Here is a 14804-nt window from a genome sequence, read left to right on the forward strand (position 1 = left end):
AGCTTTGCACTAATAGAAAGGCGTAAAAACCGGAGATAATACCACGAGAATAATAGATAATCTATTCCTATGCTTACTGGTACATCTGCTAATAGCGTATGCTCAACTTCTTAGATTTCTATTATTATGGGCAGCTATATGCGCTTACAATCATATTCAATATACCTATAATAAAAAACACCTCACATGCAATATAGTTGAACTATAGAACATATAAGATGTTTCTTCTTACTTAGTATTTGTAGTTACTTTTATGTATCACTACTATTTAGTCTTTATTTCCTGTACTCCTGATACGGAGCTGTCTGCATCCATTGTAAATGAGCTTTTAACTTTCTCATTAGCAAAGTAGATGTTTCCAGTAACCTTATTCTTTGTTAAATTGAAGTTCTCAGCTTCAACATAAATGTCTCCAACGAAGAATCCATACTGGAGAGTAGTGTATGGGCTCTTTATTGTTAATGATGGTGCTGTTAAAGTAAATGAATGGGTTGCTCTCTTTTTGTCTTTTGGATCGTTATGAGTGTAAAGACCTATCTTACGCTTAAGAGCCTTTGTTTTGTCATTCTTATCATAGAATGTGCCTTCAACTACAAGATTCTTATCTGTAGTAAGGTCTGTTATAGGAACAATTATCCAATAGCCATTTTTGCTTATTGCTTTTTCAAAAGCTGCTGCAGTTTGTACTTGTGTAGGAGTTGCAGTTGATACTGCATCTACATCAAATAATATCTGCTTTCCTGTTATAGAGCTTGTAGCATCCATTGTGAATGTATCTTTAGCAGCCTGAGTTGTGAAATATACATTTCCGTCAACTTTAGCAGATACTAACTTGAAGTTGCTTGCTGCAACGTAAAGATCCCCTTTGAAAGTACCCTTTGAGATGTTAGCATTTGTACTCTTTATTGTTAATTTTGGTGCTGTCAAAGTGAAACTAGCTGTAGTCTTATGATTTTCATCTTGAGTATAAAGAGCTACTTTACGTGTTACAACAGGTGGAACCTTTTTGTTATAAGTGTCACCATCTAAAACAAGTGGTTTATCATAAGTTAAATCTTTTAATGCACAAATAATCCATGGGCCATTTTTGCCTAAAGATTTTTCAAATTCAGCTTCTTTATATGTTATCGAAGCTGTTGAAACTGCATCTATTGTGTCTACTGTTGGTTCGATAGATTTTATTGCTGTAACAATTGCTTTAACATATCCGTCTGTATCTACCAGAGTGGATCCGCTAACTGCATCAACCATACCTGTCTTAGTAGTTCCTGCAAGCTTCTTAAGCAAATCTGATGCTGATTTTCCAGAAACATATGATCTGATTGCTGCTAATGACTCGTCAACAGGTGTTGTAGCTTTAGCCTTTTCAGCCATGTTTTTGCTGTACTGAGCTGCGTTAGCAAGCTTGGAACCCAATACTTTGCCTTCAGCAAAGTTCTTGCCGAAATCAGCATCTGAGTTCGGAACTCCTACTGAAGTAGCTTTATCCATAACCTGGTAATCGTCAATTATTGAACCGACGATTTTGTTGTCTGACATTGCAACTGCTGCAAGTGTGAAGCATTTTGTTCCGTGTGCAGCGAATTCAGCTTTTGCAAGTCTTACGGAATTTGCTATTTTCTCATCTACCTGAACTGCTGTAGCCTTTTTAGCTTCTTTTGCAGCTGCAACGATAGCTGATAAGTAACCATGTGTATCAACCAATGTAGCACCGCTTACTGCATCTACCATTGCTTCTTTTGTAGTTGCTGCAAGTTTTGCTTCAAGTTCTGCTACTGTTTTTCCTGTAGCATATTTTTCAATAGCGTCCATTGACTTGTCAACTGGTGTTGTTGCACCAGCTGCTTCTTTCATGTGCTCACTGTAAGCCTCTGCATTTGCTCTCTTGGAGCCTAAAACTTTGCCTTCTGCGAAGTTCTTGCCGAAATCAACACTTGAATTCGGAACTCCTACTGAAGTGGCTTTGTCCATTACCTGATAATCATCAATTATTGCATCGACGATCTTATCGCCTGCCATTGCTACTATTGCTACTGTGAAACTCCTTGTTCCATGAGCAGCGAATTCAGCTTTACCAATTGTTACAGGAACTGTCTTAACAACAACTGGAGCTGGAGCTGGAGCAGGAGCAGGTGTTACTACTGGCGCTGGCTTTGGTGCTGGCGCTGGCTTTGGTGCCGGCGCTGGCTTCGGTGCCGGTGCTGGTGTTGGCTTTGGTGCTGGCTTAGCAGGTGTAGTGGTAGTTTCTCCTGTAGCTGCTGAAACAGCATCTACGCCGTATGGTCCCATATGTGGGCCGGCCAATAGAACTGAGAGTAAAAACACAGCTGCTAATAGATAAGATAATGTTTTTTTCAACTAAATACCCTCCTTGATTATGGTTTATAGATTCCATTTCTACAAAATAAAGTACCCTTTCGACAGTTTGTTAGTTGATAGCTTGCCTGTTAATTATCAAACTATGAAAAAGATTATTATTGTGTAGAAATATTAACAATTATATTATAGCAATATCATAGCCAAAAGTACATGTATAATTAGGAATTTTTTTCTCTATTTATAGAAAATGTAACGCTTGGAAACCTCCGAAAAAGCACTTGTCCTTTAGACTATAGATTTAGTGCTTTACACAAAGATGTGACCTCCTTAATTTTAGGGGTCACATCTTTGTGTAAGGCACTATTAACAAATTTATTGAGTCTTTCTATCTTCTTATGAGAGTGTTGCATCACTACTGATACATATTTTTACTATTACCATCAACTGAGACTTGATACTGCTGTGCTAGTTGGCTTACGCGCGCTTGATCCTCCGGAACAACCTGATACATATTGCCAATCTTAGTGGTCATTTGCTGATTCGCTTGTTCTAACGGATAATATCCTTTTTCGACCATATACTGCCATACATCATATGCATGAGAACTGCTCATTAGAAATGCTGTTTCTAAAAAGCCACGAATCTCCGGATTGGCTGCATCCATTGCTGACCAAGCATATTCTCGACCTGAGCGTTTTAAAGTAAGCAAGTATGCAGTGGCCATTTCCCTGTCATTCATATCACTTATAGTAGTTCTAGGCTGAACTGGCGGATATTGAGCAACTTTTGATTGTGTGTAGCTTGGCAGGTTTCCCTGGATTTTAAATCTCGGAAGCTCTTTTTGGGCGCCCTGTTGATTATTAATAAACTCTACTTTCATATTATAATCACGGACATGATAGGGAAAATGCCTTTCAAATATTGTTCTTAGCTCGGGGTCAGTGACATGATCAAGCATATAGGCCATGTTAGTGATACTGTTCACACAGCTCATAGCCAATTCATGCATATCGTGCAATTCGTGTGCTGCTAATTGCATAGCAATAATTCCTCCTTGTGTGATATTTGTACAATAAGGATAATTTATGCTTTCTTTTCCCACTTTATACATAATCGGCTAACTAATTTACCGTTCTCTGTTCACCCTCCATATACTTCACAATGCCAACAAATATACTCCAGGCGACCTTCTCTTGATAGTGTTCATCATCCAATAGATGCTCCTCTTCATGGTTTGAGAGGAAACCGCATTCTATAAGGGCTCCTGGCATATTGTTGTTTTTCAATATATATACTGAGTCAGTCGGTTTTGCCTTTCTGTTGTTCCCTCTATTCAGCACCTTTATAACCTCGTTCTGGATTACCTCTGCCAGCTTCCTGGACTTATCGTCATTCTTCAGGTAAAAGGTTTGGGCTCCATAATACTGAGATTCTGTAAAGCTGTTTAAATGAATGCTTATTAGAATATCAGCCCCACAGCTGTTAATCAATGCATGTCGGTTTTTCAGATCCTCGCTTTTCCTTGTTTCTCTTCCATTTCCACCCTCAGTGTAGAGACCTGAGTCGTCTTCCCTTATCATAATGGCTGTACCGCCGCCCTGCTCTACCAGCCTTCTTAGCTTCAGTGCAATCTTAAGGTTGACTTCCTCTTCAGTAATCCCGCTATCCCCCGATGCCCCAGGGTCCCGTCCTCCATGCCCTGCGTCTATAACCACAACTGCACTCCTTATGGGAAGAGAAAACGCCGTCGTGGTAGTTTTACTTATAAAGCCTATGCTAATTAGCAATGCCAACACCCACATGAATTTGAAAATATACCTCCCAGCTTTGCTTCTATCAATTATATAGAGTCTCAACCCGCACACCTCCGTACATGCTAACTTAACTGCATTAAATTGCCGTTTATTTTATGATATTCACCTGGCTTTTTATAAAGAACATAGATTCTTGCTAAACTTTTATGTAAATAAACACCCCGTTTATACATGACTTATAAAAATTATGTAAACTTACGGTATATTGACTTTTCAAAAATCTAGCTGATACTTACAATAGGTAAAGGTATGGGGAATGGGTCTTACGAAATGTCGAAACTAGTGATAAACTACAAATATGATGAATAGTGTAATATTGATAAAGTTGAGTCTGGTTACCACTTATACTTTTAAAGGTTAATACTACAAGTTAAACTATATCTTAATATCAAAGGAAGGTAATTTATGAAAAATAAAGTAACCTTTATTGTTTTAGCAATAATAGTTGTTTCACTATTTTTGGTGGTTAAATTTAGCAACAGTGCTAAAACAATAGAAGAGGCAATAACCACCCCAGGTTCAAAGCCAATAAATATTATACATGAGGAAAAAACAGATAAAGGAAGCATAGTATTTTATAATCATTTAGGTGAGAATGATTTATCAACCGCCTTTGTAAAAAAGAACATAAGCGGGTATAAGACTGTTTACAGTGGTATCCAAGGGGACATGAAATTAGTTTTAAATAAATATGGAGTATCATACCAATATTTTCCTGGCATAGTAGAAACCTCACTCCCGATATATTTCGGAATTATTGGCAATCCCGATATTAGACAAGTAAAGATTATAGAAAAGAAAAGAAATATTGAAGACCAAGCGAAAATTATTAATGCTAAAGACATAAGAATATGGCTTATATATATGAGTAAATTTGAGGGTTCAGACTTTGAAATCCTTGGTATTTCAGCAGATGGTAAGGAATTAACTAGAATAGATGATAATATTTCACCCTACTATGCAGATCAAAAACCATTTAAAAGTACCTATTAGCAATTAATAACTTCACTCTTATGCTTCAAGTTTGAGTTACCATTTAATATGTTATAATGTTCTGTGTATATCTAATTCAAGTTCTGGAGGTTGTGTGAATTGGTTGACGAAGGACTTAATAAAATGGCCAAGGTGCTGGTGGATTACTCTCTCTCCATTAAGGAGGGTGACAAGTTGCTTATCCAAGGACATGAAATAACAATACCCCTTATTAAGGAAGTATATAAGGAAGCCCTTATTAGAGGTGCACACCCCGACGTACGAGTGCTTGTTGAGGAGCTTCAGGAAATATTATATAAATATGGAAACGATGAGCAGATAAAATATGTTTCACCCGTGATACAATGCAGTACAGAGAAGTATAATGCAACTTTAAGAATCGGCGGCAGTTATCACAGCAAACCGCTTCTAAATATTGACTCTGCTAAGATAAGAAGCTTGGAGGCTTCCCGCAGGAAGCTAGGTGCTGCCCAGCAAAGAAGAACGCTGGAAGGCAACCTGCGCTGGAGTTTAACCTATTTTCCCACTACTGCAGGCGCAATGGAAGCGAATATGTCACTTTCGGAATATGAGGATTTTGTTTTCTCAGCATGTTTTATAGACAAAGATGACCCAATAGCAGAGTGGAGTAAACTCAAAGCAGATCAGCAGAGAATTGTGGATTTCCTGATGAAAAAGAATCATATTAGAATGATTGCCAAGGATACCGACCTTTCTTTAAAGGTTGGAGGCAGAACCTGGATAAACAGCTGCGGAACAACAAACATGCCAAGCGGTGAGGTTTTTACCGGTCCTGTTGAGGATTCACTGAACGGGTATATACGCTATACTTTTCCTGCAATAAGGTCAGGAACTCAGGTGGAGGATGTTCTACTGAACTTTGAAAATGGCAGGGTTGTTAAAGCTAATGCAAAGCGGGGTGCAGACTATCTTAATGCAATGATAAATATGGATGAAGGCTCATGTTATGCAGGTGAGTTTGCCTTTGGAACAAACTACGGTATAAAACGCTTCACCAATAATATACTGTATGATGAAAAAATCGGCGGCACTATACATATTGCACTGGGCACGGCATATCCCGCAACCGGCTCCAAAAATGAATCAGGGCTGCATTGGGATATGTTATGTGATATGAGAGACGGCGGAGAGGTCTACGCCGATGGTGAACTCATATATAAGAATGGAAAGTTTATTTTTTAGAGGGGAGACGATATTATGGTGGATGCAAGATTAACCAAGCTTGCCAAGGTACTAGTAAATTACAGTCTAAAGCTGAAGAAAGGAGATCTGTTTGTAATTGAGGGCAATACCATCTGTGAGCCTCTTGCTCTTGAAGTTTACAAGGAAGCTCTTGCAGCAGGAGCCAATCCAATCCTGATGCCTAACTTTGAGGCATATAAGGAAATATTGCTGAGGAATGGCAGCGAGGAGCAAATAACATATTCCAACCCACTTGGCATTGAGATGATGAAAAGAGCCGATGCTATGCTCACCATATGGGCAGAAATAAACACCAAGGCCCTTACATCCATTGATCCAATCAGGCTTAACCTTATATCAAGGGGCAGAAAGCAGATGATGGATATATTCCATGAGCGTTTGGAAAAAGGTGAAATGCGATGGTGCGGCACCCAGTACCCAACCTATGCATCAGCTATGGATGCAAACATGTCCCTTACTGAATATGAGGAATTTGTATTCAGTTCCGGCTATATGGATTTCCCAGACCCAACAAAAGAATGGCTGAGAATTCATGATGAGCAGCAGAGGTTGGTAGATTACTTGAATACCAAGGAGAAAATCGAGGTTAAGTCTAAGGATACACACCTGACCTTCAATGCGGCGGGCAGGAAATGGGAGAACTGCGACGGTACTGTTAACTTCCCCGATGGCGAGGTATTCACCAGCCCCGTTGAGGATTCAATGAATGGCCATGTGAGGTTCTCCTATCCTGCAATTTACATGAACAGAGAAGTGGAAGATGTGGAACTTACCTTTGAGAATGGAAGGGTTGTGTCAGCCAAAGCAAAAAAAGATGAAGCCTTCTTAAATGAGATGCTGAAAACGGATGAGGGTGCCAAAGCTGTTGGCGAATTCGCCATTGGCACCAACTATAATATAAAGCAATTCACAAAGAATACACTCTTTGATGAAAAAATAGGCGGAACCATACATATTGCTGTAGGAGCCAGTGTCGGGGAAACAGGGGGCAAAAACAAGTCAGCCATCCACTGGGATATGATATGCGACATGAGTGAAGGCGAAATATTCGCCGACGGTGAACTATTCTATAAGGATGGAAAGTGGATAGTATAAATATTTCATAGTTAAAAATAAAAACGCCTTACGGCTATAAAAACCTACGGCGTTTTTTGTTGAGTCACAGCCCTCTGCAAAGCTTCTTATATATTCGGCATTGTCCCTCCAAATACTTATTCGGCGAAGCTTTCTCTCAATCTGCGCCCGGCCTCATGGGCTTCAAACTGTATATCTGCCCTATCCCTGACATGATTATTATCTACATTAGAGACAAGCAAACTCCCTATAATCTCTGTATTTATGCACTTATAGAATAGCTCAAAAACCTTGATAGTACAACCAAAATAGCTTCTTTCCTCCGGTTCTCCCGCAGTACATGCAATATAACCAATCCTATGCTTTTTAGATATTAAGCTGCTGTTTGTCTTATACTTGCTTGCCCAGACAGCCTGGCACCTATCAATAAGCTTCTTAAGATCAGAAGTTACTGTATGAAAATATACTGGTGACGATGATATAACAATATCTGCTCTATCAATAGCTTGATAAACTTGCTGCATTTCATCCTTAATGACGCATCGGCCCAGCTTGTAACAGCCTTCACAAGCGGTGCAGCTTTTTATACCCTGAGAGGAAGCATATATCTTCTCCACGCTTACTCCATCTCTCCCAATACCCTCAAGCATCTTATCAATCAGCATATCGCTGTTTTGATTTCTTCTATGACTTCCATATATGGCCAAAACGTTTATCATTATGTATGTTTACCCTCTCTTCTGTATAAATCTTCGTAGTCATGCCCTAATTCGCGGAACTCGAAACGCGTAACGCGCAACCATTGCCCCAGCGTCCATCACATTAGCCCTTTATATATCCTTTCCTTATTAGCTTCTCAATATGACTCTGAACCTTCCCTTGAATATCTATAGAGTAGCTTTCTTCCAATACAAACATCATGGAAATCGCTACTTGAGCCACGTCGAGCAGTTCCTCAGCTATTCTGTCAATTGCCTGCTTTTCTTCCATTTTGCAATTTTCTCCATTTAACCCTCTGAACTTTCCAATCAGCTGTGCCAGTTCTCCTGCTTCCTCCATCAGCTTCAGGGCTGTAGACTCTATGTTGGGTTTAAGATTATTAAGTCTGGGCAAACTGATGCTCTTGAACTCTGTATCTACAAATTTATCCACAAATAATTCCCCCAATTCTTTTCCGTTTATTATTTCATGTAATTTGTTTCTTGTCCTAAATATATTCGAAACCTTGTACGGGCGATTCATGAATCGCCCCTACTTAAATACACTCTCATAAAGTTCTTTCTGTTTCTTCTTAAGCTGCTCCTTAAACGTAAACATGGATATAATCTTGGTATTCTCCTCACTCATGTTGATAAATTCACAGCCCATTTCATACATTTTCGAATTAGGCACTTCACTGACTCTTCTTACTCTGGCTATGCATTCTATGAAATAATTGGCTTTGAGCTTAAAAGCAAAAACTGTATCCTTTGGTAGACAAAGATTCGTCTCTGCCAATACCCCTCCTGCACTTATATTCTTTATTACTCCATTAAACGTCTTACCTGACTTTGCTACGGAAACATTATTTATAATCATTGGCCTGGCAACAAAGCCGATTTCACAGTCTACTCTGTTAAATCTTCTTTTCTCTATTTCGCTTAACCCTTTTTCAATAGGTCTTTCTATCAAAACGCTAGTCCCATCCAGAAACTCGACCTTACTATAAAATTCATACATTTCCATATTATCAATGACAAGGCAGAGTATATCCCAGCCTTCCTTCAGAAGTCCGGTTGTCTTCACAGTCAGAGTAATAGATCTGTCAGTTATGAGTTTGATATTCCCATATACTTCGACTTCTGTAAACGCTGATATTATAACGACAAGCTGTCCCAGCTTGAACTCCATCATATGCTTCCCTCCCTGGTACAGTTCTATCTGTGACGGACATTTTATACTATTATATCAAATAGTGTTGCTAGCCGGCATTATATTTATTGTAATTTGTCGTTTTTAATATGTATATAGTTATTTATACAAAAAGAGAAGGCATAATACCTTCTCTTAATTTCTGTATAGCAAATATTAACGTTTTGAGAACTGAGGAGCTCTTCTTGCTTTTTTGAGTCCGTACTTCTTTCTTTCCTTCATTCTTGGATCTCTTGTAAGGAATCCTGCTTTCTTAAGCATAGGTCTAAGTTCCTTATCAGCTTCCAAAAGTGCTCTGGAAATACCATGTCTTATAGCACCTGCCTGGCCTGTGAAACCACCACCAACAACATTTACCAATACATTAAATCTTGAAAGTGTTTCTGTAAGAACCAGAGGCTGTCTAACAATAAGCTTCAATGTCTCCAAACCAAAATAGTTATCTATCTCTCTATTGTTAATTACAATTTTACCTTCTCCAGGAACCAGTCTAACTCTCGCAACGGAGTGCTTTCTTCTTCCTGTTCCAAAATATTGAACCTTCTTAGCCACAGTTACTTCCTCCTTTCAACTCTTACGTCAAGTTCAAGCACTTCAGGCATCTGAGCCGCATTTTCATGTTCAGCGCCCTTGTAAACTCTTAACTTTGTAAGCATTTTTCTACCTAAGCTGTTTTTAGGAAGCATACCTTTTACTGCTTCATATACGGCTTTGTCAGATCGTTCAGCCATGAACTTTCTGTATGGAGTCTCCTTCATGCTGCCAGGACGAGTTGTAACTGTCCTGTACATTTTCTGGTCAAGCTTCTTTCCAGTAAGTACAACCTTGTCGCAATTTATTATTATTACGTGATCACCTGTATCAATGTGAGGCGTATATATCGGCTTATTCTTACCTCTTAATATCTTTGCAACTTCGCTTGCAAGCCGTCCGAGAACCTTATCGGTTCCGTCAACTACATACCATTTTCTCTCAATTTTTTCGGCACTTGGTATATAAGACTTCATCTTCTTCACTCCTTGTCTAAATATTTCGCAAAACCCACTTTAAATCTTTAGTTCAGATTTTGCGTAAATGTTAACTTGGTTGTTATTGAATTCGCACTATACCCAATATGGATGCTCTTATGCGTTCAATATGTCATTTATGATTGATAAAAAGTTTTTATGCGCTACGCCATTTTAATGCTGACTTTGCCGCCGGCATTCATGTTCCACTTCACAAAGCAAGCCGCTCTTTCGCATAAAAGGAGTATGCTATATATAATTCAACGTCACGCATGTTGTCAATTCTTTTCATATAAACGTGTCGCAAGTGATTCGGGGCTATGAATCACAGTTCGCAACATATAATATTGTAATACATTGAACCACGTGTGTCAAGACAAATAACTCCATTATGGTAAAATACCAGTGGCATTTCTTGAAGGAACTGGTTGCGCGTTACGAGTATGAAAGCAAGTCTTCGAAGCACTTTCTTAAATCGCGAAACACGAAACGCGAAACGCGTAACAAGACATTCATACTACCCTAGAGCTAATAATATACCTCTTCCAAATATAAACCGCATGCTGGAGCAGTTAAGCCAGCTCTGCTCCTGTCCCTAGACATTATTATATCCTTTATGTCATCCGGGTCAATTTTGCCAATTCCAGAATACAAAAGAGTACCAGTAATTATACGAACCATATTATATAAGAAACCGCTGCCTTTATAAATAAAGCGAATCAAATCCTTTTCTTTTTCTATAGAAATCTCATATATTGTCCTTACAGTACTAGAAACCACGCTGCCAGTGGCCATAAATGCTGAAAAATCATAAGTGCCTAAAAAAGCTTCTGCCGCTTTCTCAACCCTATCTATATCTAATCTTTCACAATACTTTACATGATATGCATAATTTCTAAGCAGCGCAGAAGGAATTTTACTATTATTGATAAGGTAGCTGTATCTTTTCGCGATTGCGCTATGCCTCGCATGAAAATCGAGGGGCACTTCTCTTGAATCCTTTATTACAATATCCCGTGGAAGCAAACCATTCAAAGCATATAGGAACCTTTCCGGGGGTATTGAGCTGACTGTAGTAAAACTTGCTACCTGTCCTATGGCATGTACTCCTTTATCTGTCCTGCCCGCACCGTTTATTCTAATTTTTTCACCCGTAATAGCAAGCAGTGTTTTTTCCAATGATCCCTGTATTGAAGGACCGTTTTCCTGTATCTGCCACCCGCTGTAATTCGTCCCATCATATTCAATTATCAGCTTAATGTTTCGCATGCTCACATACCTACTTACTTTAAACTATTAGGAGTCTAAAACCCAAGTACTTTTTTTGCTTCGTGCTTCGTGCTTCGTGCTCCAGAATCCCTTCGAAGCATTACTTGAATACTCGTGGCTCGTGGCTCGTGGCAATACTCCAAAGAATAACCCAGGGCTTACCTACTCCAAATTATCAGAACACAGAATAAAGTCGTTATAAGCACAGCGCTGTAATCCCTGAACTCAAGTTTCAACTGCTTCATTCGGGTTCTTTGCTCGCCGCCTCTGTAGCATCTTGCCTCCATAGCCAGTGCTAATTCATCTGCTCTACGGAAGGCGCTGATGAATAGAGGAACTAAAAGTGGAACCATGGCTTTGGCTCTGTTTATCAGATTTCCTGTTTCGAAATCCGCTCCCCTTGCCATTTGCGCTTTCATAATCTTATCTGTTTCCTCCAGAAGAGTTGGAATAAACCGCAGCGCAATTGTCATCATCATTGCCAGCTCATGAGCAGGCACTCCTATTTTCTTAAAGGGATTCAGCAGCTTTTCTATACCATCTGTCAAGGCTATAGGTGATGTTGTCAAGGTCAGGAGAGATGCTCCGGTTATCAGGAATACCAGCCTCAAACCCATAAAGCCTGCTTGATATAAGCCTTCACGTGTAATTGCAAGCCCCCATTTTGAGTAAAGCACTTCCCCCTGTGTCATGAAAACATTTAGTATAACTGTCAATGAAATTATCACAATCAATGGTTTCAGGCCTTTGAATATAAACTTCAAAGATATCTTTGAGAGTGCCAAGATCAAGCCCATGAAAGCAACAATATAAAGGTACGAAAAGTAATTCCCAACCAAAAATAATAATGTTATAAAAGCAAAGGTTATAATAATCTTAATCCTGGGGTCCAGGTTATGTATCGGGGTATCGCCTGGAATATACTGCCCAATCGTAATATCCTTAATCATATCTGATTACCTCTAAAGAGCTTCAAAAGCTCATTTTTTGCTTCGTCAATATTTATGCAGTCAGCAATGGAAAATCCTCTTTTTCTAAGCTCCCGTACAAGATAAGTTACTTGTGGTACGCCCAACCCAATTTTCTCAAGAGTTTCGGCTTCTTTGAATACATTTCTTGGAGTATCAAAGAATGCAATTTTACCTTTATTCATGACCAGAACCTTATCTACCAGGTTAGCTATGTCCTCCATGCTGTGCGATACTAGTATTACTGTGATTTTCTGCTTCTCATGGAGCGTCTTTATTCCACCCAGTATTTCATCTCTGCCCTTTGGATCCAGACCTGCAGCAGGTTCATCCAATATTAGTACTTTAGGCTCCATAGCCAACACTCCTGCAATTGCGACTCTTCTTTTTTGGCCGCCGCTAAGTTCAAAGGGTGATACATTGCTTATCTTATCAAAGTCCAGTCCTACAAGCCCTATTGATTCCCGGACCCTCTTGTCGACTTCAGCCTCATTCAAGCCCAAGTTATGTGGGCCGAAAGCGATATCCTTATATACAGTTTCCTCAAAGAGCTGATATTCGGGGTATTGGAAAACCAAGCCGACCTTCTGCCTGATCTTCTTCATTTGTACCTCTTTAGAATTCAACTCTGCTCCATCTATAAATATCTTACCGCTACTGGGCTTTAAAAGCCCGTTTAAATGCTGTATGAGAGTTGACTTGCCTGAGCCTGTATGCCCTATCAGTCCGAGGAATTCTCCATCCTGTATCTCGAAGCTGATATTGTCTATGGCAACGTGCTCAAAGACTGAATCCTTCATATAAACATGGGTCAGGTTCTCTACTTTAACCGGCATAGCTCCACCACCATTTCTTCGACAGTCAGAATATCCGGGGGCAGCTTTATACCCTCCTTACTCAGCCTGTAACTCAATTCTGTAACCTGCGGAACATCAAGTCCTGCATTTTTTACTGCTTCCACTTCCTTGAATATATCCTTTGGCTTTCCTTCCATGATGACCTTGCCGCTTTTCATTACACATATCCTGTCTGCTTTTATTGCTTCATCCATGTAGTGAGTTATCAATACTATGGTTATTCCCTCTTCTTTATTAAGCCTTACTATTGTATCCATCACTTCTTTTCTCCCTGATGGGTCAAGAAGTGCTGTAGGTTCATCAAAGATGATGCATGCTGGTTTCATGGCAATTATCCCTGCTATAGCAACTCTTTGCTTCTGACCTCCGGACAGCAGATGAGGACCGTGTGTTGTGTACTCAGTCATTTCTACCGTCTTTAAGGCTTCATCCACTCTTTTTCGTATTTCAGAAGGTTCGACCCCCAGGTTCTCAGGCCCGAAGGCTACATCTTCCTCAACAATTGTGGCTACAATTTGATTGTCAGGGTTCTGAAACACCATGCCGGCAGTCTGCCTGATATTCCACATCAGCTTTTCGTCTTTCGTATCCATTCCCTTTACATATACAGTGCCTCCACTGGGCAGCAGCAGCGCATTGAAGTGCTTTGCAAGTGTAGATTTCCCCGATCCGTTATGCCCGAGTATAGCTACAAACTCACCCTTCTCTATAGATATATTTATATCGTCCAAAGCCATATTCGTACTGCCGCTGTGTGTGTTGTATTCAAATTTAACGTTTTGTGTACTAATCATATTTGCCATATTTATTCCTTCTTTATATTATGGTTTCGCGTTTCGCGTTTCGCGTTTCGCGTTGATAGCAGGGCTGCGAAGTCCAACCCTAGCAATCACGCGTAACTCGTAACTCGTAACCCGCAACAATTTTCCATCCATAGCAAAACGGGACTAAGTAGTCACTTAATCCCTGATAGTTCTATATAATTTTTGCTTGCTGCTATACTAGTTCCAATACAACTACTTCTGCCGCGTCGCCACGTCTTGGTGCTACCTTTGCTATTCTTGTGTAGCCACCGTTTCTTTCCTTGTACTTTGGTGCTATTTCATCAAATAACTTTTTGACTACATCTTCTTTTGTTATAAATTCTAAAGCCTGACGTTTTGCATGCAGGTCGCCGCGTTTGCCGAGAGTTATCATCTTTTCGGCAATGCTCTGGGTTTCTTTAGCCCTAGTCTCAGTGGTCATCATTTTCCCATGCTCAAGGAATGAAGTAACTAAATTCCTAAGCATAGCTTTTCTCTGATCCGTAGGACGTCCCAGCTTTCTATATCCAGCCATTGCAATACCTCCTCTTGTATTGTATTCACT

General features: G+C 39.7%; 16 protein-coding genes. 3 read left to right on the forward strand and 13 right to left on the reverse strand.

Going from position 1 to position 14804, the window contains the following annotated elements:
• Window positions 1-264: 264 nt before the first annotated feature.
• The 3 genes from VEB00_16710 to cwlD all read right to left on the reverse strand — a co-directional run bounded on the left by VEB00_16710 (window position 265) and on the right by cwlD (window position 4175).
• Entirely contained in the window at window positions 265-2358 is a 2094-nt protein-coding gene (locus VEB00_16710) for a hypothetical protein (GenBank protein HYF84645.1), read from the reverse strand.
• A 373-nt stretch (window positions 2359-2731) separates the two neighbouring features.
• Window positions 2732-3358, reverse strand: coding sequence for a spore coat protein (locus tag VEB00_16715; GenBank protein ID HYF84646.1), 627 nt, complete (start codon window positions 3356-3358; stop codon window positions 2732-2734).
• 82 nt (window positions 3359-3440) lie between these two features.
• Window positions 3441-4175: an N-acetylmuramoyl-L-alanine amidase CwlD gene (cwlD, locus tag VEB00_16720; GenBank protein ID HYF84647.1), complete on the reverse strand. Its 735-nt coding sequence runs from the start codon at window positions 4173-4175 to the stop codon at window positions 3441-3443.
• A gap of 363 nt (window positions 4176-4538) precedes the next feature.
• Here cwlD and VEB00_16725 point away from each other — a divergent pair, with 363 nt between their 5' ends.
• The 3 genes from VEB00_16725 to VEB00_16735 all read left to right on the forward strand — a co-directional run bounded on the left by VEB00_16725 (window position 4539) and on the right by VEB00_16735 (window position 7445).
• The gene (locus VEB00_16725; protein ID HYF84648.1) at window positions 4539-5126 is read left to right on the forward strand and encodes a hypothetical protein; all 588 of its coding nucleotides are present in this window, start codon (window positions 4539-4541) and stop codon (window positions 5124-5126) included.
• A gap of 99 nt (window positions 5127-5225) precedes the next feature.
• Window positions 5226-6329: an aminopeptidase gene (locus tag VEB00_16730; GenBank protein ID HYF84649.1), complete on the forward strand. Its 1104-nt coding sequence runs from the start codon at window positions 5226-5228 to the stop codon at window positions 6327-6329.
• A 15-nt stretch (window positions 6330-6344) separates the two neighbouring features.
• Window positions 6345-7445: an aminopeptidase gene (locus VEB00_16735; protein ID HYF84650.1), complete on the forward strand. Its 1101-nt coding sequence runs from the start codon at window positions 6345-6347 to the stop codon at window positions 7443-7445.
• Window positions 7446-7561: 116 nt separating this feature from the next.
• Here VEB00_16735 and VEB00_16740 read toward each other — a convergent pair whose 3' ends face one another.
• The 10 genes from VEB00_16740 to rplQ form a co-directional block, all read right to left on the reverse strand.
• On the reverse strand, window positions 7562-8143 hold the full coding sequence (locus VEB00_16740) for a flavodoxin family protein (GenBank protein HYF84651.1): 582 nt from the start codon (window positions 8141-8143) through the stop codon (window positions 7562-7564).
• Between the two features lie 103 nt (window positions 8144-8246).
• Entirely contained in the window at window positions 8247-8576 is a 330-nt protein-coding gene (locus VEB00_16745) for a MazG-like family protein (protein HYF84652.1), read from the reverse strand.
• A 99-nt stretch (window positions 8577-8675) separates the two neighbouring features.
• Window positions 8676-9317: a PilZ domain-containing protein gene (locus VEB00_16750; protein HYF84653.1), complete on the reverse strand. Its 642-nt coding sequence runs from the start codon at window positions 9315-9317 to the stop codon at window positions 8676-8678.
• A 174-nt stretch (window positions 9318-9491) separates the two neighbouring features.
• Window positions 9492-9887, reverse strand: a complete 396-nt coding sequence (gene rpsI, locus VEB00_16755) for a 30S ribosomal protein S9 (GenBank protein ID HYF84654.1) — start codon at window positions 9885-9887, stop codon at window positions 9492-9494.
• Between the two features lie 2 nt (window positions 9888-9889).
• Window positions 9890-10342 carry a 50S ribosomal protein L13 gene (rplM, locus tag VEB00_16760; protein ID HYF84655.1) on the reverse strand — a complete coding sequence of 151 codons (453 nt, stop codon included), beginning with the start codon at window positions 10340-10342 and terminating at the stop codon, window positions 9890-9892.
• A 528-nt stretch (window positions 10343-10870) separates the two neighbouring features.
• Entirely contained in the window at window positions 10871-11611 is a 741-nt protein-coding gene (gene truA, locus VEB00_16765) for a tRNA pseudouridine(38-40) synthase TruA (protein HYF84656.1), read from the reverse strand.
• Window positions 11612-11769: 158 nt separating this feature from the next.
• Window positions 11770-12561: an energy-coupling factor transporter transmembrane component T gene (locus VEB00_16770; GenBank protein ID HYF84657.1), complete on the reverse strand. Its 792-nt coding sequence runs from the start codon at window positions 12559-12561 to the stop codon at window positions 11770-11772.
• Window positions 12558-13415 (reverse strand): energy-coupling factor transporter ATPase, encoded by an 858-nt coding sequence (locus VEB00_16775; GenBank protein ID HYF84658.1) that lies wholly within the window; start codon window positions 13413-13415, stop codon window positions 12558-12560. The genes VEB00_16770 and VEB00_16775 overlap by 4 nt, the downstream gene beginning before the upstream one ends.
• The gene (locus VEB00_16780; protein HYF84659.1) at window positions 13400-14239 is read right to left on the reverse strand and encodes an energy-coupling factor transporter ATPase; all 840 of its coding nucleotides are present in this window, start codon (window positions 14237-14239) and stop codon (window positions 13400-13402) included. Before VEB00_16780 ends, VEB00_16775 begins: the two co-directional genes overlap by 16 nt.
• Window positions 14240-14432: 193 nt before the next feature.
• Window positions 14433-14774, reverse strand: coding sequence for a 50S ribosomal protein L17 (gene rplQ, locus VEB00_16785; GenBank protein ID HYF84660.1), 342 nt, complete (start codon window positions 14772-14774; stop codon window positions 14433-14435).
• Between the last annotated feature and the right edge of the window lie 30 nt (window positions 14775-14804).

It is taken from the genome of Clostridia bacterium (genome assembly GCA_035628995.1).
Lineage (GTDB): Bacteria > Bacillota > Clostridia > Lutisporales > Lutisporaceae > BRH-c25.